This window comes from Agromyces subbeticus DSM 16689 (assembly GCF_000421565.1).
GTDB classification, from domain to species: domain Bacteria; phylum Actinomycetota; class Actinomycetes; order Actinomycetales; family Microbacteriaceae; genus Agromyces; species Agromyces subbeticus.
Genome location: NZ_ATXG01000012.1, coordinates 105,155 through 123,948 on the forward strand (window position 1 = coordinate 105,155; position 18,794 = coordinate 123,948).

Sequence of the window (18,794 nt, forward strand, 5' to 3'; positions counted from 1 at the left end):
ACCAGCGGTGTGCTCTGCCCTGAAAGGCACCAGTGACCGACATCACCTTCAGCACGCTCGGCGTGCCCGCCCCCCTCGTCTCCGTACTCGCGGCCGACGGCAAGACCACCGCGTTCCCGATCCAGGTCGACACGCTGCCCGACACGCTCGCCGGACGCGACGTGCTCGGCCGAGGCAAGACCGGCTCGGGCAAGACCATCGCCTTCGCGCTGCCCATGGTGGCGCGCCTCGGCACCTCACTCGCCGGCGGACGCCGCCGCCCGGGCCGCCCGCTCGCCCTCGTGCTCGCACCGACCCGTGAGCTCGCGACCCAGATCGACGCGGTGCTCGCACCGCTCGCCGCCGCCTACGACATGAAGACCACGACGATCTTCGGCGGCATCAGCCAGAAGCGTCAGGTCGACGCGCTGCGCGCCGGCGTCGACATCGTCGTCGCCTGCCCCGGTCGTCTCGAAGACCTCATGAAGCAGGGCTTCGTGACCCTCGATGCCGTCGAGATCACCGTGCTCGACGAGGCCGACCACATGGCCGACCTCGGCTTCCTTCCGGTCGTCACGCGCATCATGGACAAGACGCCCTCGGGCGGCCAGCGCCTGCTGTTCTCGGCGACCCTCGACAACGGGGTCGACAAGCTCGTCAAGCGCTTCCTCCACAACGAGGTGCTGCACTCGGTCGACGAGGCCACCTCGCACGTCGCTGCCATGACCCACCACGTCTTCGAGGTCGCCGACGTCGACGCGAAGAACGACCTCGTGAAGACGCTCGCGAGCGGCACCGGCCGCCGCATCCTCTTCATGCGCACGAAGCACCACGCCAAGAAGCTCGCGAAGAAGCTCACCGAGCAGGGCATCCCCGCGGTCGACCTGCACGGCAACCTCTCGCAGCCGCAGCGCGATCGCAACCTCGCGGCGTTCTCCGACGGCAGCGCCAACGTCATGGTCGCCACGGATGTCGCGGCGCGCGGCGTGCACGTCGACAACATCGAGCTCGTGATCCACGTCGACCCGCCCATGGAGCACAAGGCGTACCTGCACCGCTCGGGCCGCACCGCTCGCGCCGGGAGCGAGGGCGACGTCGTCACCATCAGCCTGCCCGCGCAGAAGCAGGACCTGAAGACGCTGCTGCGCAAGGCCGCGATCACAGTCACCCCGCAGCAGGTCACCGCGACCTCCCCCGCGGTCACGAGCCTCGTCGGCGACGTCGCCCCGTACGTCAAGCCGGCGCCCCGCGCCGCTGAGCACCAGGGCGGCGGCGGTCGTTCGCAGGGCGCCAACGCCCAGCGCAAGCGCGTCGCTCGCGACGAGCGCGGCGGCGAAGCCCGCACGGGCGCCGCAGCCGGTGCCGGTCAGGGTCGCGGTCGCGGTCGTGGCCGCGGCGGCAACGGCGAAGGGCAGTCGGATGTCGCCGGCGCACCGCGCCGCGACCGCTCGGGCCGCCCGGCCGAGGCTCGCGCCAACGCACCCAAGCAGGGCGGCGGCCAGGGCCGCGGCGCGCAGACGACGGGCGCGCAGCGCGGAACGTCCGCTCGCTCGGGCGCGAAGCAGCCGCTTCGCGTCGGCAGCCTCGTCTCGCCCTCGGCCAACTCGCGCGGCAGCCGGCGCGCGCAGGGCTGACACCCGAGCACTCCGCTGAACGGCCCCGACGAGTTCGCTCGTCGGGGCCGTTCGCGTCTGCCGGGCTCAGCCACGGCAATCGTGCCGAGTGGCTGTGCCGGCGGGCCGGTGTCCCCCGACCCGGCCCGCCGCCCGCCAGATCGGCGGAACCGGCCCGCGTCCCCTGCAGGCCGGCACCGCCGAGCTGGCGAGCCGTTCGGCGCCGCCACTTCAGCCGCTGCACTTCACATTCCCGACATCACCGCCCGCCCGATCTCGCCGCCGACGACGAGCGCAACGCAGACGGCGGCAGCCAGGGCGGCGCTGACGAGCACGGTCCTCATCACCCTCGTTCGCGGCATCCTCGGCCTCCGTCGTTCACATCGGTATGTCCGGCTCGACCGCACCGGTTCCATCGGATCCCACGGAACTTCGCTGCGCTGCCGGACATTCCCTGTTGTGCCCGCCGATCGGCGGGCTGAGACGAGGAAACCCGATGAAGAGAACCCATGCGGCCGCCGCCGTGCTCGCCGCGACGCTCCTGCTCGCGGGCGTCGGCGCCACCGCACCGGCTGCCGCGATCCCGCCGACTGCTGCGCTCCCGACGGCCGTCGTACCCGGCGCAGACGCCGCGAACCCGGTCGACCCGACGACCCAGAAGCGCCCGGTGCACTGCGCCGTCGAGGTGCGCCCGATCGACCAGCCGCCCGTCGAGTCGGTGCCCGTCTGCTTCGCCGATTCGCACGGAGTGGACCGCTACCTCGATGCCGTCACGTCTGCCGACGCGTCGTCACGCGGCGTCGCCGCCGCCTCGACACCGCTCGGCACCGTCTACTCGAACAGCAACGGCGGCGGCTCGAGTCTCACCTTCTGGGGCGCGAGCGGATGCTACGGCGTCGTGTTCGGCTTCTCGAGCATGCCCTCGGGCTGGAGCAGCAACGTGAGCTCAGCGGGCGGCTCGAACGGCTGCTGGGTCACGCTGTACGGCGCGACCGGATACGGCGGCGCTCGCCTGAACTGCACTCCGTGGTGCGGCGGCGTCGGAAGCCTCAACGACCAGGTGCGTTCGGTCGTGTTCCGCCCGACCGGCACGTTCGGCTAGTCGTCGAGCGGTGCCAGCCCGAGCGCGGCGCAGATCGCCGCGTTCGACGATGGCACCACGGCCGCGCTCCCGTCGGGCATGACGCATGCCTGCAGCTCGTCGGGAACGCGGCCGGGCGGGTTGCTCGCTGCCGTGGGATCGAACTCCTCGTCGAGCACGCCCTGCTGCCACATGAGCGAGCAGAGTTCGACGGCGTCGGCTACCCGGCCGGCGCCGCTCGGCGAGGCGACCGTCGCCGACGAACCCGGGTAGCCGCCGTCGGCGTCTCGCTCCGCATGCGTCATGCACAGCACGATCTCGCTGTTCGAGACGCTCGCGGGCTGCAGCAGCACGGCGCCGGCCGTCGCGGCGACTCCGATCGCGAGCACGCCGAGGCCGCTCCAGCCGAGGAGCCGCACGCGACGACGTTTCGCCTGAACCGCGGGCTGCGTGCGCACGTGGTCGAGCAGCATCGCGCGAATCGCGGCGTCGCGCTCGGGTTGCATCTCGGGCTCGTTCATCCCGCCACCCCCAGGTCTTCGGCGGCCGGCGCCGCGACCGCGCGGTCGACGGATGCCGAGCGATCGACGGATGCCGCGGGGCTCGGCCCTGCGGTTGCATCATGTGGTTCGCGCAGGCCGGCGAGCTCGCGCTGCAGCTTCGCCCGGGCGCGGGAGAGCCGCGACTTCACGGTGCCGACCGGCAGGTCGAGCACGCTCGCCACCGTCGCCATGGGCAGCTGATCGACGAGGCAGAGGTCGACGATGCGCCGGTCTCTCGGGCCGAGGCGCCGCAGCGCGTCGGCGACGCCCTGCGACATCCGCTCGCCGTCGAGCCGCTCGGCCACCTCGTGACTCGGGTCGACCACGTGTTCGGCCGCCGGGAGCTTCGCCAGCAGGCGCCCGTACCGACGACTCGACCGCTGGTTGTTGAGCGACACGTTCGTGGTCACGACGAGCAGCCAGGGCAGGAGGGATCCGTCGACGAATCGCACCTCGCGGCGCCGGCGCCAGGCTTCGAGGAAGACGACGGCCACAACGTCTTCGGCATCGGTGCGATCGAGCACTCGGGAGTAGGCCTTGCGGAAGATGCGGGCGCGGTATCGGTCGTAGACGACGCCGAACGACGCCTCTGTGCCCGAAGTCGCCTCGAGCCAGAGCGCCGCGTCGGATCGGGCGTCGTCAACCATGGTCGAGCCAGCCTAACCGGGGCGGGCCGGCTCGCTCGGCTCTGCGTCGGACGACGACCTCGGCGCGCTGCGGTTTCGCCTGGCATCGCGCGCGGGCCGTGCATGCAGTGCGCTCCCTCCCCAGGCCCACCGCTCCGGCCGGGCACACAGAGGGATGTCCGGATGCCGGCGCCGGGTTCCATCCTCGGCGCCGGCATCCCGGACGTTGCAACGGCCGGGATCAGGCGGAGGGCGCCTGCGCGATGCGGATCGTGTTGCCCGACGGGTCGCGGAACGCGCAGTCGCGCGGGCCCCAGCCCTGATCGATGGGCTCCTGCAGGACTTCGGCGCCCGAGGCGCGCACGGTCTCGAACGTGGCGTCGACGTCGTCGGAGCTGAAGACGAACAGCGGCAGCACGCCCTTGGTGAGCAGCTCCTGCAGGGCGTCGCCGTCGGCCTGCGAGCGACCCGCGTGCGGCACCGAGAGCACGATGCCGAGCCCCGGCTGGGCGTCGCTGCCGAGCGTGACCCAGCGGTACTCCCCGGAGGTGACGTCGTTCTGCACCTCGAGGCCGAGCGCGTCGCGATAGAAGCCGAGCGACTCGTCGACGTCGTTGACGGTGATGTTGGTGTACTGGAGTGCGATGGTCATGGCCTCGACATTATGCCGCCGAGCCGTCGCTCGCTTCTCCGATCCTGCTCGATGCCGGGCGCGCAGGGCGGGTGAGGGTTCTCGCGACGAACGGCGGCATGGCCTTGACCGCTTCGTGAGCGTGGCGACGGTATTCGGTGGGCGTCTCGCCGACGATCTCGGTGAACTTCGAGCTGAACGAGCCGAGCGAGGTACAGCCGACCTGCATGCACGCGTCGGTGACGCTCACCCCGGCCCGCAGCAGCGCCATCGCGCGCTCGATCCTGCGAGTCATCAGGTGGCTGTACGGCGTCTCGCCGTAGGCCGCACGGAACTGGCGCGAGAAATGGGCGGGCGACATGAGCGCCTTCGCGGCCATCGTCGGCACGTCGAGCGGCTTGGCGTACTCGCGATCGATGAGGTCGCGGGCGCGGCGCAGGTGCGCGAGATTCTCGAGCTCCTGCGGCGTCATGCTGCCACGGTAGCACCGGGGCCCTACACGAAACGGGTCAGCCGATCGCCACCGGGCGGCCCCAGTGCGCCGACTCCCCCGCCGGCGAGAACGACTGCGGCAGGCCCCATGGGTTCGCGGTCTGCAGCGGTGCGGGGAGCAGTTGCTCCGACGCGCCCTGGTAGGCGACCGGTCGCAGGAAGCGCGAGATCGCCGCCGTGCCGACCGACGTCGAGGAGTCGTTCGTCGTCGCGGGCCAGGGCCCTCCGTGCTGCATCGCGGGCGTCACGGCGACACCCGTGGGCCAGCCGCCGAACAGCACTCGGCCCGCGTGCTCGGTGAGCACGCGCACGAGCGCCAGCAACGCGGCATCCGCTTCACCGCTCGCCGCGTGCACGGTCGCGGTGAGGTTGCCCTCGAAGAGCGTCGGCACGAGCGCCGCGAGATCGGTGCCCGGCTCGTGCTCGACGAGCACCGAGAGCGGGCCGAAGGCCTCGTCGAGCAGCGCCTCGCGGCCGGCGATGAGATCGTCGAGCGAGACGGCCACGATCGTCGGCGTGGCCCAGCCGTGCTCCTCGCCGTCGATCTCGATGCCGCCCGAGGCGACGACGCGCACGCCCGCCGCCGCGAGGATCTCGTCGCGGCGCGCGCGGTAGCCCGCCGCGATGCGCGGGTTCAGCAGGCGGTGCGGAGCGACGGGAGCCGCGGCATCCGCGATCGCGTCGTCGAGGCCGTGCCCGCTCGGCACGAACACGAAGCCGGGCTTCGTGCAGAGCTGGCCGGCCGAGCCCGCGACGCTCGCGACGTAGCCGGCGGCGAGTTCGGCGCCGCGCTCGGCGATCGCGCCCTGCGTGACGAATACCGGATTCACGCTGCCGAGCTCGCCGTAGAACGGGATCGGCGCCGGGCGCGCGGCCGCGAGGTCGGCGAGCAGGCGGCCCGCGTTGATCGAGCCGGTGAACGAGCCCGCCTTCACGCGCGGGTCCTGCAGGATGGCGACGCCCTCGGCCTGGCCGGTCACGAGCTGGAACACGCCGTCGGGCATGCCGGCCGTGTCGAGCGCCGCCGCGACGACCTCTGCGGTGCGCCGTGAGAGCTCGGGATGGCCGGAGTGCCCCTTGAGGATCACGGGACAGCCCGCGGCGAGCGCGGCAGCGGTGTCGCCGCCCGCGACCGAGAACGCGAACGGGAAGTTCGAGGCGGCGAAGTTCACGATGGGACCGACCGGCACGAGGTAGCGGCGCACGTCGGGGCGCGGGCCGAGCACGAAGTCGGGATCGGCGGCATCGATGCGCACGTCGAGGTAGCCGCCGTCGACGATCGTGTCGGCGAAGAGCCGCAACTGCACCGCGGTGCGCTTGAGCTCGCCGCGGAGGCGCGGCTCGGTCAGTCCGGTCTCGGTCATGGCGATGCCCACGAGCTCATCGGCGTTCGCCTCGAGGGCGGCCGCGACCGCGACGAGGGCCGCCGCGCGGTCACGCGGAGGGGTCTCGGCGAAGGGAACGGCTGCGGCGGCCGCGTTCGCGGCGATGGTCTCGAGATCGTGCGTCATGGGGTCTCCTGGGGTGCAGCTCAGAATTGGAAGCCGGTGGGGAAGGGGTCAGCCGGGTCGAGCAGGTACTGGGCGGTGCCCGTCACCCAAGCGCGGCCCGTGATCGTGGGGATGACGGCGGGGCGGCCGTCGACCTCGGTCTCGGCGATCAGTCGGCCGACGAAGCGGCTGCCGATGAACGACTCGTTCACGAAGTCGGTGTCAAGCGCGAGCTCGCCCCTGGCCCAGAGCTCGGCCATGCGCGCCGAGGTGCCGGTGCCGCACGGCGAGCGGTCGAACCAGCCGGGATGGATCGCCATGGCGTGGCGCGACAGCGTGGCATCCGAACCGGGCGCGATGAACTCGACGTGATGGCAGTGGTCGAGCCCGTCGATCGTCGGATGCCGCGGCGGCGCGGTCTCGTTGATGGCCTGCATGATCGCGAGGCCCGCAGTGATGATCTCCTGCTGGCGCGAGCGATCGAACGGCAGGCCCACGGCATCGAGGTCGACCATGGCGTAGAAGTTGCCGCCGAACGCCATCGAGTAGGGAACCGTGCCGTAGCCGGGCACCTCGACGGCGGTGTCGAGCACGTCGACGTAGCTCGGCACGTTCTCGATCGTGACCGAGTCGGCGTGCCCGTCGGAGACCGTCACTCGAGCGATCACGAGGCCGGCCGGGGTGTCGAGGCGGATCTCAGTCACGGGCTCGACGACCTCGACCATGCCGGTCTCGACGAGCACCGTCGCGACGCCGATCGTGCCGTGACCGCACATCGGGAGGCATCCGCTCACCTCGATGTAGACGACGCCCCAGTCGCAATCGGTGCGGGTCGAGGGCTGGAGGATCGCGCCGCTCATGGCCGCGTGCCCGCGCGGCTCGTTCATGAGGAAGAGCCGCAGCTCGTCCATGTGCGCCATGAAGTGCAGGCGCTTCTCGTTCATGGTCTCGCCCGGGATCACGCCGACGCCGCCCGTGACGACGCGCGTCGGCATGCCCTCGGTGTGCGAGTCGACCGCAGAGATCATTCGCTTCGAACGCATGTCTTCTCCTCCAGCCCTGCTGTGATCGCGACCGCTCGCGGCCTAGCGGCTCGCGATGTAGTCGAGCGCCTTCTGCGTGTCGCGGCGCACTCGTGCCTCGTGCTCGGTCGAGAGCGGGCCGCGCGGCGGGCGGGTCACTCCACCGTAGCTCTGCCCAGCGACGTCGATGGAGAGCTTGATCGCCTGCACGAACTCGGTCTTCGAGTCCCAGCGGAACACGGCCACGAGGTTCTTGTAGAGCTCGCGGGCGGCGTCGATCTGACCCGACTTCACGAGCTCGTAGATCTCGACGGCCTCTTTCGGGAAGGCGTTCGGGTAACCGGCGAACCAGCCGGTCGCTCCCACGACGAGCGACTCGAAGAGCAGGTCGTCGGCGCCGGCGATGACGTCGATGTCGCAGAGTTCCTGAATCTCGAGCACGCGGCGGATGTCGGTCGTGAACTCCTTGACGGCCACGACGTTCTCGAGCTCGAAGAGCTCGGCGACGAGGTCGGGGGTCAGGTCGACCTTGGTGTCGATCGGGTTGTTGTAGAGCATGATCGGCAGGCCGACCTCGTTGAGGCGCGTGTAGTGCTCGACGACCTCGGCGCGGTTCGCGCGGTAGATCGTCGGCGGCAGCGCGAGCACGCCGTCGGCGCCGTCGGCCTTCGCGTACTCGGCCCACTGCACGGCCTGGTGCCACCCGACGCCGTGCACGCCCGCGACGACGAGTCCGCGGCCGGCGACCGTCTCGACGGCGACCTGGATGACCTTGCGGCGCTCCTCGTCGGTGAGGCTCGAGTACTCCCCCAGGGAGCCGTTGGGGCCGACGCCGCGGCATCCGTTCTCGATCAGGAAGTCGCAGTGCGCGGCGAACTTGTCGTAGTCGACGGCGAGGCCGGCGGGCGCCGAGGCGTCTTCCTTGAATGCGAGCGTCGTGGCGACGACGACCCCGCCGAGGTCGAACTTCTGGGTGGTCATTGGTGTCCCTTCTGGACGGTCGGTTTGGAGAGGTGAGGTTCGGTGGGCTCAGTCGGGCCGATGCCCCCGGCGAGTTCGCCGAGGCGCACGGGACTGGCGATGGGTCGGCGGTCGGTCGTCGCGGCAACCCCCCGCTGGTCGAGGAGGCCGCCCGCGGCCGTCTCGGGACCCCCGCCGATGAGCTCCTCGACGGTGCCTCCGCAGACGCGCCCCTGGCAGATGCCGAGACCGGCCCGGGTGGTGAGCTTCATCGAGCGCAGGCCGCTGCCGCACGTCTGCGCCGCCGTCTCGCGGAAGCGCCCGTACGGCACCTCTTCGCAGCGGCACACGAGGGTGTCGTCGTCGAGCCAGGCGGTCCAGCCGCGGCGGATGCCGTGCGCCGCCTCGATGCGGGCGGCGAAGCCGGTGAACGTCGTGCGGGCCTTCGCGGCTCGTCGCACCTCGGGGTCGCCCGGCGAGCCGCCCGCGGCGCAGTGGCCGGCGAGTTCGCCCTCGACCAGTGCTGCGTCGACGCCGCCGATTCCCGTGATCTCGCCCGCGGCATAGACACCCGCGACGCTCGACTGCTGCGCCTCGTCGACCTCGACGAACCGCGATGACGAGATCGCGCAGCCGGCCGCGATCGGCAGCTCGAGGCGCGGCGTGAACCCGTGGCTGACGCACACGGCATCGGCGGCGATGCGCTGCTCGGTGCCGGGCACGGGCCGCCAGTTCGCATCGACGCGGGCGACCGTGACGGCCTCGACCCGGTCGGTGCCGTGCGCGGCGATGACGGCGCGGCCGGTCGCGTACGGAATTCGGTGGCGCAGGTGCGTGCCGACGTAGCCCGCGAGCTCGCCGCCCTTCTTCGCCGCCCCGATGAGCTGCCACGGCTTCGGCAGCCAACCGCGCACGAGGCCCGCGATGCGGCTCGCCTCGAAGACGCCGAGCACCCGGGCACCGGTCGCGACGAGGGACGCGGCGACGGGAAGCAGGAACGGACCGGCACCGGCGATCACCACCCGCTGCCCCACGGCGACGCGCTCGCCCTTGGCGAATGCCTGCGCGGCACCGGCGGTGAAGACGCCGGGCAGATCCCAGCCGGGGAACGGCAGGGTGCGGTCGTGAGCCCCCGTGGCGAGCACGAGGGCGTCGGGCCGGAACGTGCGCCCGGCACGTCCCGTGCCGTCGGGCGGTCCGACGAGCACGTGCACCACGACGGGCGCGGCCGGCATCGGCGCCTCGGTTCGCGCCTGCGCCGGGGCATCCGACCGCTCGATCGCCCAGACCTGGGCGCCCATCACGATCTCGCAGCCCGCGTCGGCCTCGAGCGCACGGCGCATCGCGGTGAACCGCTGCCAGCCGTGGTGCAGGATGCGCTCGTTCGCCGAGGGCCGTTCGGGCGGCAGATGCCGCCAGTACTGGCCGCCGGGTTCGTCGGCGGCGTCGAGCAGGGTCACGGATGCCCCGTGCGCCCGTGCGGCGAGCGCGGCGGCGAGCCCGGCGGGGCCGGCGCCAACGATGACGACCTTCATGGCCTCACCTCGGGCAGCGCGTCGTGCTGGATCTCGACGACGTCGCCGTCGGCGGCCCGGCGCTGGCACGCGCGCACATCGCGTTCGCCGTTGACGGTGACGATGCAGTCGAAGCACACGCCGATGCCGCAGAAGAGCCCGCGCGGCCGGCCGTCGGCCGAGGTGCGGCGCCACGCGAGCCTGCCGCTCGCGAGCACGACGCCGGCGATCGTCTGGCCCGCGACCCCCGCAACCGTCTCGCCGTCGAGCGAGATCGCGAGCGGCGTCGCCCCCGACGGACGGATCGGGTCGGAGGAGGCCGGCAGCAGTCGTGCGGCCATCACGCCACCTCGTCGAGATACGGTGCCAGCGAGGCACGGTCGGGCCGGAACGGCGCCGCATCGATGGCGGCGGCGCGACCGAGGAACTCGGCGACGAGCAATTCGGCCGTCGCGAGCGAGAGACCGATGCCCGCACCCTCGTGACCGCTCGCGTGCCAGAGGCCCGCGGTGCGGTGGTCGGCGCCGATGACCGGCAGGTGATCGGGCATGAACGGCCGGAACCCGCCGTAGCTGCGCATGATGCTCGCGCCGGCGAGGAACGGGAAGAGTCGCAGCGCCTTCGCCGCGATCTCGCGCAATGCCGCGACGCGAAGGCGCTCGTCGAAGCCGACCTGCTCGCGGCTCGAGCCGATGAGCACCGTGCCGGCCGCCGTCGACTCGACGACGCTCGAGGTCTGCAGTGCGGCGTCGCTCGACTGGGTCGCGCCGAAGTAGTCGCCGTCGTAGACCTTGTGGAACACCCGGTGCGGCATGCGGGTGGTCACGAGCACGTTGCCGCGGCGCGGCCTGACCGGCAGCCGTTCGCCGAGCATCGCGGAGACCTCGCCCGACCACGGGCCGGCTGCGAGGATCACAGCACCCGCCGGCACGGCGCCCGCGGTCGTCGAGACGCCGGTGATGCGGCCGGTCGCGTCTCGCAGGGCGCCGGTGACGGCGACGAAGGGCCGGATGTCGGCGCCGTGGTTCCTCGCGGAGGCGAGGAGCGCCTCGGTCGCGATGACCGGCTGCACCTGTGCATCGTCGGGGTAGTGCACGGCGGCGGTCATGTCGGGGTTCAGGTGCGGCTCGAGTTCGAGCGCCTCGGCGATCGAGACGGCCCTGGCGTCGACCCCGGCGTCGCGCTGCGATGCCGCGAAGTCGAGGAGCGGCCTCGCGCCCTCGCCGGTCGTCGCGACGACGAGCCCGCCCTTGCGCTCGTACTCGATGGCAGGAAACTCGGCGCCGAGTTCTTCGGCGAGTTCGGCCGCGACCCCTGGCCACAGCGAGGCGGCGTACTGGGCGAGGCGCAGCTCGGCGCCCGGGCCCTTGTCGGAGACGAGCAGGTTGCCCTCGCCCTTCGCGCTCGTGCCGGAGGCCGGGGCGTCTCGGTCGAGCACGACGACGCGGCATCCGGACTGGGCGAACGCTCGTGCACACGCGGCGCCGACGATGCCGGCACCGACCACCACGATGTCGCTGATCACGGGCGCTGCTCCTTCCTGCTGCTGTTCGTCGATCGTATCAGTAATATGTCACACATTGCTGGCGATGAGTCTCGTGTTCGGACGCCATCCGCGGGACCCGCGGGCTAGGCGTGCTCGGGCTCAGCGCGCTCGGTCTCGCCCGGCTCGGTGCTGCCCGGCTCGGTCTCGGCCTCGGGATTGCCGGCCCACCAGCCGAGCGTGTGGTGGATATGCCGGTGCATGAGCTCGCGCGCGCCCGCGGCGTCGCCGGTCGCGAGCAGCTCGAGCAACTCGAGGTGCTCGGCGGCCGACTCGTCGAGTCGCTTGGTCTCGAGCATCGCCGAGAGCCCGACGAGCCTGGTGCGCGACCGCAGGTCGGCGACCGTGTCGACGAGCAGGCGATTGCCGAGCATGCGCGTGAGCGTCAAGTGGAAGTGCACGTCGGCCTCGAGGTAGCTGCGCAGATCACCGGTGCGCGCACCGATCACGATCTGCTCGGCGAGCTCGGTCAGCGCCGGCAGCTCGCCGACCGGGAAGCGACGCGCGAGCTCCTCCATGGCAGGCGGCTCGAGCAGCTGACGCACCTCGACGATCTCGCGCAGTGCCTCCGGGCTCACGGTCGTGACCCGGAACCCCTTGTTGCGCACCGGCTCGACGAAGCCGCGACTCTCGAGATCGAGCATCGCCTCGCGCACCGGTGTCGCCGACACGTCGAACTGCGCCGCGAGTGTCGGCACCGTGAGCAACGTGCCGGGTGCGAGCTCGCCGGAGATGATCGCTGCTGAGAGGGCCTGCTCGACATGAGCGCGCAGGCTCAGCTGCTGCTCCAGGGGACGAATCGCCGTAACCGCCATGTCTGTTCCGACCTCTCTCATCGATTGCGAGCGGCGTGACTACCGCGCTCGCATCCACTCTTCGAGGCCGACGGCATCGATCGGCAGCGCATCCGAGAGCACCTCGGAACCGCCGGTGGTGACCAAAATATCGTCTTCGATGCGAACTCCGATGCCACGCAACTCCGGCGGCACCGTTTCGTCGAAGGCGTGGAAGTACAATCCGGGCTCGACGGTGAGCACCATGCCGGGCTGCATCTCGCCGCCCTGGTACGCCTCGTAGCTCGATCGGGCGCAATCGTGCACGTCGAGACCGAGGTGGTGACCGATGCCGCAGACGAGGTACCGGCGATGATGCTGGCCGTCGGCGGAGAGCGCCTCATCGACCGAGACCGGCAGCAGGCCCCAGTCGGAGAGACCCCGCGCGATGACCTCCATCGCGGCGGTGTGGAAGTCGGTGAATGCCCGGCCGGGTCGCACCGCGGCGAGCCCCGCCCGGTGCGATGCCTCGACGAGATCGTGCACCTCGCGCTGGGCGGCGCTGAAGGTGCCGGATGCCGGGAACGTCCGGGTCACGTCGGCGGTGTAGTACGCACGGGTCTCGACGCCCATGTCGAGCAACAGCAGCTCGTCGGGCTTCACGGGGCCGTCGCAACGCACCCAGTGCAGGGTCGGCGCGTGCTCGGCCGAGCCGATGATCGTCGAATACCCGGGCCCGTTGCCGAAGGTGCGCGCGTGCCGGTCGAAGGTGCCTTGCAGCCACCGCTCGCCGCCGAGCGAGATGGCGTTCGGGATCTCGCGGATGACGCTCTCGAACCCGCCGATCGTCGCATCGACCGCACGGCGGAGTTCGGCGACCTCCCACTCGTCTTTCACCATGCGGAGCTCGGCGAGCACCCGTCCGAGCTCGGGCGAGAGGTGTCGGCCGGCGAGTGCCTCGTGTCCGGAGTTCAGCGTTCCGCCGACGAGCATGCCGTCACCGCGGCGGAGCTTCTCGGCCAGTCGTGCGATGGGCTGCACATCGAGGCCGAGCGCGGCCGACCAGTCCCCCATGTCGGGCGCCGACCCCACCCACAGCTCTCCGTGCGCGGCGTTGCCGAAGAAGTCGGGATCGCCGGGGTACGCCGGTGCCGGGACGAAGACCGTCGCGTCGTGCGCGGTGCCGGCCGGCGTCAGCACGACGACGGCGTCTTCGGCTGAGCACCCGCTCAGCCAGAAGAAGTCGCTGTCGGGCCGGAAGTCGTAGTTCGTGTCGTTCGCGCGCACGGGCGCTGACCCGGAGGCGACCACGATCGTGCGGCCGGGAAAGGCGGCGCCGAGTCGCGCGCGGTGGGCGGCGGATGCCGCGGCGACGCCCGGCTCGACCGGCGGGGTGCGATCGGGGGTGCCCCATCCCGTCGCCATGTAGTCCAGGAAGGCGGGCACCTCCCGCAGTCGTGGCAGTCGCGGGTCGCGCGTCGCCGGCGCCGGCATCGACGCCGCCGCGCTCGCGTGCTCGTGGCCGGCGTGCTCCTGCGACATCCGGGTGTCGGTCATGCTGTGCGTCCTTTCGTCGGGTCGGCGATCGGGCCGCCCCGCTCCGCGACGAGTCGCACCAGCCGCGGGAAGACCCGCTCGGAGCCGATGCCGTCGTGTTCGTATTCGTTCGTCACCCAGACCTGGGTGTTGCCGACATGGCCGGCGGTGGCGAGCTGCAACCCGGCGTCGACGTACATGTCGTCGTGGTAGACGGCCGCCGCGAGCGGCACCTCGTTGGCGGCGAGCCGATCGAGGTCGTAGAGCGCGCTCCACTCGGTGCGCTCGGCGAGCCGCTCGACGGCCGCCTCGAACGGCGCGAGCGCCCGGATCTCCCGGAACATCCAGGGGTACATCATCTCGCCCGTCATGAGCAGCGGCCGGGCCGACTCCGCGAACTGCGGCAACCGCTCGCGCTCGGCCTGAGCGGCCCACGCCGTCGCCCCCGTCTCTGCCGAGGCGTAGATCGACTCCTGCATGACGGCGAACAGCGGGTTGTCGCTGTACGAGCTGCGCGCCTCGACCTGCGTGAGGAAGGTCTCGGTGAGGTCGTCGGATGCCCCGGCGAACGCCTCGTCGATCAGGAAGTGCATGCGCTCGAACCCCGGCTTCATGCCGAAGTCGATGCCGAGGCTCTGGAATCGTCGCACCGTGAGCACGTCGCCGCCGGGCAGCAGCACGTCGCCGGCGGCGAGGCGATCGGCGATGCGGGCCATCGTGGCGACGTGGTGCGGGTAGCGGCGGAAGAACTCGCGGTTCTTGACCTCGGCCCGCGGGTAGGTGCGGCGATACACCTCGGCCGCGTCGGGCCAGACGCTCGCGAGCCCGCCGGTGACATAGCTCGCGGCGAGACCCTCTGGCGCGTGCGAGAGGTAGCTCAGCGTGATGAAGCCGCCATAGCTCTGCCCGAGCGTCGACCAGCGGCCTCCCCCGAACACCGTCTTCCGCAGGTGCTCGGCGTCGGCGACGATCGAGTCGGCGCGGAAGCACGCGAGGTAGTCGGCCTGGGCTGCTGCGTTCCCGATGGCGGTGATGGCGCTTCCGTCGATGCGGGAGCTCCGGCCGGTGCCCCGCTGGTCGAGCAGCACGACGCGGTGCGTCTTCAGCGCCTCGCCGACCCAGCCGTCGGGGCCGGTCGGCCGCGGGCCCTTGCCGCCGGGCCCGCCTTGGAGGTAGACGAGCACGGGCAGGTCGTCGCGCCGTTTGACGGGGTCGACGAGCTCCCTGGCGAACACCGTGATAGTGCGCGTCTCGGTGTCGTCGAACCAGTCGAGCGGCACCTCGACGAGGTGGTCGCGCACGTGCATGCCGGGGATCGTGTACTCGGCCTGGATCATTCGACTGCTCCTTCCGCGGCGAGCATGCGCACCCGCTCGAGTTCCCACTCCGGGTTGATCTGCGGCACCGCGGCCAGGAGCGTCTTCGTGTACTCGTGCTGCGGATGCCCGAAGATCGCATCGCGATCGCCCTGCTCGACGATGCGCCCCTTGCTCATCACCGCAACCGTATCGGCGATCTGGCGCACGACGGCGAGATCGTGGGCGATGAAGACGTAGCTGAGCCCGAGTTCTGCCTGCAGCTCGTTCAGCAGGTTGATGACGCGCGCCTGCACCGAGACGTCGAGCGCCGAGACGGCCTCGTCGCAGATCACGAGCTTGGGGCTGACCGCGAGCGCGCGGGCGATGCCGATGCGCTGGGCCTGACCGCCCGAGAACTGGCCGGGATAGCGTTGCGCGTGATCGGCGTTCAGGCCGACGCGTTCGAGCAGCTCGCGCACGAGGGCGCGCTTGCCCTGCTTCGGCGTGATGCCCTGGTAGTCGAGCGGGGCCGAGATGATCTTCTCGACCGTGTGGCGGGGGTTGAGCGACGAGAAGGGGTCTTGGAAGACGACCTGCACGTTCGAGCGGAACGCGGCGAGCGCGCGGCCGCTCGGCTTCGTGACGTCGTCGCCCTCGAACTCGAGCGTGCCCTCGGTCGGGTCGATGAGCTTCGCGACGATGCGCGCGGTCGTCGACTTGCCCGAGCCCGACTCGCCGACGATGCCGAGCGTCTTGCCCCGCGGCACCTCGAAGCTCACGTCGTCGACGGCGGTGAAGCGCGTCGTGCCGGCGAACACCGCCCCGTCGCCCCGGGTGACGAACACCTTGCTCACGTGCTTTGCCGACAGGATGCTCTCGGTCATCAGCTCGTTCCCTTCAGCCGGTCGAACGGATCGTCGATGCGGGGCAGCGCGGCGAGCAGTGCTCGCGTGTACTGCGCTTGCGGCCGGGAGAAGATCTGCTCGGCCGTGCCGCGCTCCACCTGCCGGCCGTCTTTCATCACGAGCACGTCGTCGGCGACCTGGCTCACGACGGCGAGGTCGTGGGTGATGAAGATCATGCCGGTGCCGGTCTCGCGCTGCAGCTCGGCGAGCAGCTCGAGGATCTGCGCCTGCACCGTCACGTCGAGCGCCGTCGTCGGCTCGTCGGCGATGAGCAGGTCGGGCTCGAGGCAGAGTGCCATCGCGATCATGATGCGCTGGCGCATGCCGCCCGAGAACTGGTGGGGGTAGTGGTCGACCCGCCGCGAGGCATCCGCGATTCGTACCCGCTCGAGCGCCTCGATCGTGACGTTGCGCGCGTTCTTGCGGCTGCCGCCGTTGTGCGCCCGGTAGGCCTCCTCGATCTGCCGGCCGACCGTGTAGTACGGGTTCAGCGACGAGAGCGGATCCTGGAAGACCATCGCGACCTTGTCGCCCCGCACTCGCCGCATCTCCCGGTCGCTGCGGGCGAGCAGCTCGTGACCGTTCAGGCGGATGCTGCCGGTCGCCGTGCCGCCACGTGGCAGCAGCCCCATGATCGCGAGCGAGGTCATCGACTTGCCCGAGCCCGACTCGCCGACGATGCCGAGCGTGTCGCCCGCCTCGACGCGGAACGAGGCGTCCTGCACGACCTCGACCGGGCCGGCCGACGTCGGAAAGGTGACGGTCAGGTGCTCGACCTCGAGCAATGTCGCACCGGGCACCGGAATCGAGATCGTGCGTGGTGATGTGATGCTCATGCCGATTTCACTCTCACTCTCGGGTCGAGGTAGGTGTACGCGACATCCACGAGCATGTTCGCGATGACGACGAGCCCCGCGGCGAGCAGGGTGACGCCCATGATCACGGGTTGGTCGTTCTTCGCGATCGAGTCGGCGGTGAGCTTGCCGACGCCGTTCAGCCCGAACACCGTCTCGGTGATGAGCGCCCCGCCGAGGAGGCCGGCGAAGTCCATGCCGAAGAGCGTCACGACGGGCGTCAGCGACGGCCGCAGGGCGTGCCGGCGCAGCACGAGCGGGGCGTCGAGTCCCTTCGCACGGGCGGTTCGCATGAAGTTCTGGCCGAGCGTGTCGATGACGTTGGTTCGCACGATGCGCGAGTACATCGCGGCGTAGCCGAAGGCGAGCACGAGCCAGGGCATCAGGTACGACTGGAACCAGAGCAGCGGGTCCTCGGCGAACTGCACCGATTGCGGGAACGGCAGCCAGCGCAACTGCACGACGAGCACGTACTGCAGCAGGAGCGCGACGAAGTAGTTCGGCAGGCTGATGCCGGCGAGCGCCGTCATCATGACGCCGCGGTCCCAGCCGGTGCCCTGCTTGACGGCGCTGAGGAGGCCTCCGCCGATGCCCGCGAGCATCCAGAGCACCGCGGCGCCGACGGCGACCGTGATGCTGACCGGCATGCGGGTGGTGATCATGTCGGTCACGGGCTCGTTCGTCTGGAAGCTGAATCCGAGGCACGGCGCCGCGCACTGGATCGCTGCGGCGCCCTCACCGTAGGTGCGGCCCGTGAAGATGCCCGAGAGGAATTGCCAGTACTGCTGCCAGAAGGGCAGGTCGAGTCCGAGCTGGGAGCGGATCTGGTCGATGCGCTCCGGCGTGCACGTCTTGCCGCAGATCTGCACCGCCGGATCGGGCGAGAGCAGGAAGAAGATCGCGTACGTGAACAGGCTGATGAGCAGGAGGACGCCGATCGCAGCGAGGATGCGGCGTGCGAAGTAGAAGAGCATTACGCGGCATCCCCCGCATCGAGCGCGGTGCGCAGGTGGTCGCCGAGCACGGTGAAGGAGAACACCGTGAGGAAGAGGAAGGTGCCGGGGATGAGGAAGAACATCGGGTCGACCGCGTACCAGCCGACGGCCGTCGAGATCATCTGGCCCCACGACGGTGTCGGCGGCATGACGCCGACACCGAGGAACGACAGTCCGGCCTCGGTGCCGATGTAGCCGGGCACCGCGAGCGTCGCGAGCACGATGATCGTGCCGCGCAGGTTCGGCAGCACCTCGCGGAAGGCGATGCGCATCGGGCGGGCGCCCGAGGCCCGCGCGGCCTCGACGAACTCGCTGTTCCGCAAGGTCATCGTCTGGCCCCGGATGACGCGGGCGGTATAGGGCCAGCCGAAGATGCTGAGCACGATGACGAGGAGCACCGGGCGGTTGCCGGCCGGGAGCGCCGAGAGCAGGGCGATCATGAAGATGAGGGTCGGAAAGGCCATGAGGAAGTCCATGACGCGGGAGATGATCTGGTCGGCGAGGCCGCCGAAGAATCCCGCGACCATGCCGAGCACGACCCCGAGCGTCATCGTGACGAGCGTCGCCGAGAGGGCGATGGTGAGCGACACCTGCGCACCGTAGGCGACGCGAACGAGGATGTCGCGCCCGTTGCCGGGCTCGACGCCGAGCCAGTGCTCGGCGCTGATGCCGCCGAGGGGCCCGATCGGGATGCCGCCGAGATCGGAATCGATCGCGGACTTGTCGAAGTCGTACGGCCCCCAGCCGGTGATGACCGCGAGGAGCGGCGCGCACACCGCGAGGAGCGCGATGAACACGATGATGCAGACGCTCACGACGACTGCCGGGGACTTCATGAGCGTCGCGATGACGCGTCGGGCCGGGGTGGGGGCGCCGCCTGTTGGCAGCGCCCCCTTCGCTTCCGACTCGACGGCCAGCTCGCTGGGGACCGTCGACATCT

At 71.1% G+C, this 18,794-nt stretch carries 19 protein-coding genes; 2 read left to right on the plus strand and 17 right to left on the minus strand.

Translation table 11 applies throughout. The features are described 5' to 3' along the window. The first annotated feature begins 32 nt into the window (after positions 1 to 32). Positions 33 to 1,613: a DEAD/DEAH box helicase gene (locus H521_RS0115420; protein WP_022893922.1), complete on the plus strand. Its 1,581-nt coding sequence runs from the start codon at positions 33 to 35 to the stop codon at positions 1,611 to 1,613. A 475-nt stretch (positions 1,614 to 2,088) separates the two neighbouring features. Beyond that, positions 2,089 to 2,694, plus strand: a complete 606-nt coding sequence (locus H521_RS0115430; RefSeq protein ID WP_022893924.1) for a hypothetical protein — start codon at positions 2,089 to 2,091, stop codon at positions 2,692 to 2,694. On the opposite strand, the gene H521_RS0115435 is transcribed toward H521_RS0115430, so the two are convergent. The 17 genes from H521_RS0115435 to H521_RS0115515 all read right to left on the minus strand — a co-directional run bounded on the left by H521_RS0115435 (position 2,691) and on the right by H521_RS0115515 (position 18,792). Then, positions 2,691 to 3,194 carry a hypothetical protein gene (locus H521_RS0115435; protein ID WP_022893925.1) on the minus strand — a complete coding sequence of 168 codons (504 nt, stop codon included), beginning with the start codon at positions 3,192 to 3,194 and terminating at the stop codon, positions 2,691 to 2,693. The two genes, H521_RS0115430 and H521_RS0115435, sit on opposite strands and share 4 nt — an antisense overlap. Next, complete coding sequence (locus H521_RS23725) at positions 3,191 to 3,862, minus strand: RNA polymerase sigma factor (protein ID WP_022893926.1); 672 nt, start codon at positions 3,860 to 3,862, stop codon at positions 3,191 to 3,193. The genes H521_RS0115435 and H521_RS23725 overlap by 4 nt, the downstream gene beginning before the upstream one ends. A 220-nt stretch (positions 3,863 to 4,082) precedes the next feature. Then, the gene (locus tag H521_RS0115445) at positions 4,083 to 4,493 is read right to left on the minus strand and encodes a VOC family protein (RefSeq protein WP_022893927.1); all 411 of its coding nucleotides are present in this window, start codon (positions 4,491 to 4,493) and stop codon (positions 4,083 to 4,085) included. A gap of 10 nt (positions 4,494 to 4,503) precedes the next feature. After that, entirely contained in the window at positions 4,504 to 4,944 is a 441-nt protein-coding gene (locus H521_RS0115450; RefSeq protein WP_022893928.1) for a helix-turn-helix transcriptional regulator, read from the minus strand. A 37-nt stretch (positions 4,945 to 4,981) separates the two neighbouring features. Continuing rightward, on the minus strand, positions 4,982 to 6,475 hold the full coding sequence (locus tag H521_RS0115455; RefSeq protein ID WP_022893929.1) for an aldehyde dehydrogenase (NADP(+)): 1,494 nt from the start codon (positions 6,473 to 6,475) through the stop codon (positions 4,982 to 4,984). Between the two features lie 20 nt (positions 6,476 to 6,495). Then, on the minus strand, positions 6,496 to 7,497 hold the full coding sequence (locus tag H521_RS0115460; RefSeq protein ID WP_022893964.1) for a proline racemase family protein: 1,002 nt from the start codon (positions 7,495 to 7,497) through the stop codon (positions 6,496 to 6,498). Positions 7,498 to 7,539: 42 nt separating this feature from the next. Then, positions 7,540 to 8,457: a dihydrodipicolinate synthase family protein gene (locus H521_RS0115465; protein ID WP_026482343.1), complete on the minus strand. Its 918-nt coding sequence runs from the start codon at positions 8,455 to 8,457 to the stop codon at positions 7,540 to 7,542. Then, complete coding sequence (locus H521_RS23730; protein ID WP_022893930.1) at positions 8,454 to 9,971, minus strand: NAD(P)/FAD-dependent oxidoreductase; 1,518 nt, start codon at positions 9,969 to 9,971, stop codon at positions 8,454 to 8,456. The genes H521_RS0115465 and H521_RS23730 overlap by 4 nt, the downstream gene beginning before the upstream one ends. Next, positions 9,968 to 10,291 carry a (2Fe-2S)-binding protein gene (locus H521_RS26310; protein WP_022893931.1) on the minus strand — a complete coding sequence of 108 codons (324 nt, stop codon included), beginning with the start codon at positions 10,289 to 10,291 and terminating at the stop codon, positions 9,968 to 9,970. The genes H521_RS23730 and H521_RS26310 overlap by 4 nt, the downstream gene beginning before the upstream one ends. Beyond that, positions 10,291 to 11,475, minus strand: coding sequence for an NAD(P)/FAD-dependent oxidoreductase (locus H521_RS0115480; protein WP_022893932.1), 1,185 nt, complete (start codon positions 11,473 to 11,475; stop codon positions 10,291 to 10,293). Before H521_RS0115480 ends, H521_RS26310 begins: the two co-directional genes overlap by 1 nt. 104 nt (positions 11,476 to 11,579) lie before the next feature. Continuing rightward, positions 11,580 to 12,308 (minus strand): GntR family transcriptional regulator, encoded by a 729-nt coding sequence (locus H521_RS23735; RefSeq protein WP_022893933.1) that lies wholly within the window; start codon positions 12,306 to 12,308, stop codon positions 11,580 to 11,582. Between the two features lie 39 nt (positions 12,309 to 12,347). Beyond that, positions 12,348 to 13,823 carry an aminopeptidase P N-terminal domain-containing protein gene (locus H521_RS0115490; protein WP_022893934.1) on the minus strand — a complete coding sequence of 492 codons (1,476 nt, stop codon included), beginning with the start codon at positions 13,821 to 13,823 and terminating at the stop codon, positions 12,348 to 12,350. Further along, on the minus strand, positions 13,820 to 15,139 hold the full coding sequence (locus H521_RS0115495) for an alpha/beta fold hydrolase (RefSeq protein ID WP_026482346.1): 1,320 nt from the start codon (positions 15,137 to 15,139) through the stop codon (positions 13,820 to 13,822). Before H521_RS0115495 ends, H521_RS0115490 begins: the two co-directional genes overlap by 4 nt. Next, the gene (locus H521_RS0115500) at positions 15,136 to 15,984 is read right to left on the minus strand and encodes an ABC transporter ATP-binding protein (RefSeq protein ID WP_026482347.1); all 849 of its coding nucleotides are present in this window, start codon (positions 15,982 to 15,984) and stop codon (positions 15,136 to 15,138) included. Before H521_RS0115500 ends, H521_RS0115495 begins: the two co-directional genes overlap by 4 nt. Beyond that, positions 15,984 to 16,841 carry an ABC transporter ATP-binding protein gene (locus tag H521_RS23740; protein WP_022893936.1) on the minus strand — a complete coding sequence of 286 codons (858 nt, stop codon included), beginning with the start codon at positions 16,839 to 16,841 and terminating at the stop codon, positions 15,984 to 15,986. The genes H521_RS0115500 and H521_RS23740 overlap by 1 nt, the downstream gene beginning before the upstream one ends. Then, the gene (locus H521_RS0115510; protein WP_022893937.1) at positions 16,838 to 17,833 is read right to left on the minus strand and encodes an ABC transporter permease; all 996 of its coding nucleotides are present in this window, start codon (positions 17,831 to 17,833) and stop codon (positions 16,838 to 16,840) included. The genes H521_RS23740 and H521_RS0115510 overlap by 4 nt, the downstream gene beginning before the upstream one ends. Next, entirely contained in the window at positions 17,833 to 18,792 is a 960-nt protein-coding gene (locus H521_RS0115515) for an ABC transporter permease (RefSeq protein WP_022893938.1), read from the minus strand. Before H521_RS0115515 ends, H521_RS0115510 begins: the two co-directional genes overlap by 1 nt. Positions 18,793 to 18,794 lie beyond the last annotated feature (2 nt).

Excerpts from the sequence above, each read along its gene's own strand:
- H521_RS0115430 (WP_022893924.1), top strand. The coding sequence starts at position 2,089 with ATGAAGAGAACCCATGCGGCCGCCGCCGTGCTCGCCGCGACGCTCCTG.
- H521_RS0115435 (WP_022893925.1), bottom strand. The coding sequence starts at position 3,194 with ATGAACGAGCCCGAGATGCAACCCGAGCGCGACGCCGCGATTCGCGCG.
- H521_RS23725 (WP_022893926.1), bottom strand. The coding sequence starts at position 3,862 with ATGGTTGACGACGCCCGATCCGACGCGGCGCTCTGGCTCGAGGCGACT.
- H521_RS0115445 (WP_022893927.1), bottom strand. The coding sequence starts at position 4,493 with ATGACCATCGCACTCCAGTACACCAACATCACCGTCAACGACGTCGAC.
- H521_RS0115450 (WP_022893928.1), bottom strand. The coding sequence starts at position 4,944 with ATGACGCCGCAGGAGCTCGAGAATCTCGCGCACCTGCGCCGCGCCCGC.
- H521_RS0115455 (WP_022893929.1), bottom strand. The coding sequence starts at position 6,475 with ATGACGCACGATCTCGAGACCATCGCCGCGAACGCGGCCGCCGCAGCC.
- H521_RS0115460 (WP_022893964.1), bottom strand. The coding sequence starts at position 7,497 with ATGCGTTCGAAGCGAATGATCTCTGCGGTCGACTCGCACACCGAGGGC.
- H521_RS0115465 (WP_026482343.1), bottom strand. The coding sequence starts at position 8,457 with ATGACCACCCAGAAGTTCGACCTCGGCGGGGTCGTCGTCGCCACGACG.
- H521_RS23730 (WP_022893930.1), bottom strand. The coding sequence starts at position 9,971 with ATGAAGGTCGTCATCGTTGGCGCCGGCCCCGCCGGGCTCGCCGCCGCG.
- H521_RS26310 (WP_022893931.1), bottom strand. The coding sequence starts at position 10,291 with ATGGCCGCACGACTGCTGCCGGCCTCCTCCGACCCGATCCGTCCGTCG.
- H521_RS23735 (WP_022893933.1), bottom strand. The coding sequence starts at position 12,308 with ATGGCGGTTACGGCGATTCGTCCCCTGGAGCAGCAGCTGAGCCTGCGC.
- H521_RS0115490 (WP_022893934.1), bottom strand. The coding sequence starts at position 13,823 with ATGACCGACACCCGGATGTCGCAGGAGCACGCCGGCCACGAGCACGCG.
- H521_RS0115495 (WP_026482346.1), bottom strand. The coding sequence starts at position 15,139 with ATGATCCAGGCCGAGTACACGATCCCCGGCATGCACGTGCGCGACCAC.
- H521_RS0115500 (WP_026482347.1), bottom strand. The coding sequence starts at position 15,984 with ATGACCGAGAGCATCCTGTCGGCAAAGCACGTGAGCAAGGTGTTCGTC.
- H521_RS23740 (WP_022893936.1), bottom strand. The coding sequence starts at position 16,841 with ATGAGCATCACATCACCACGCACGATCTCGATTCCGGTGCCCGGTGCG.
- H521_RS0115510 (WP_022893937.1), bottom strand. The coding sequence starts at position 17,833 with ATGCTCTTCTACTTCGCACGCCGCATCCTCGCTGCGATCGGCGTCCTC.
- H521_RS0115515 (WP_022893938.1), bottom strand. The coding sequence starts at position 18,792 with ATGTCGACGGTCCCCAGCGAGCTGGCCGTCGAGTCGGAAGCGAAGGGG.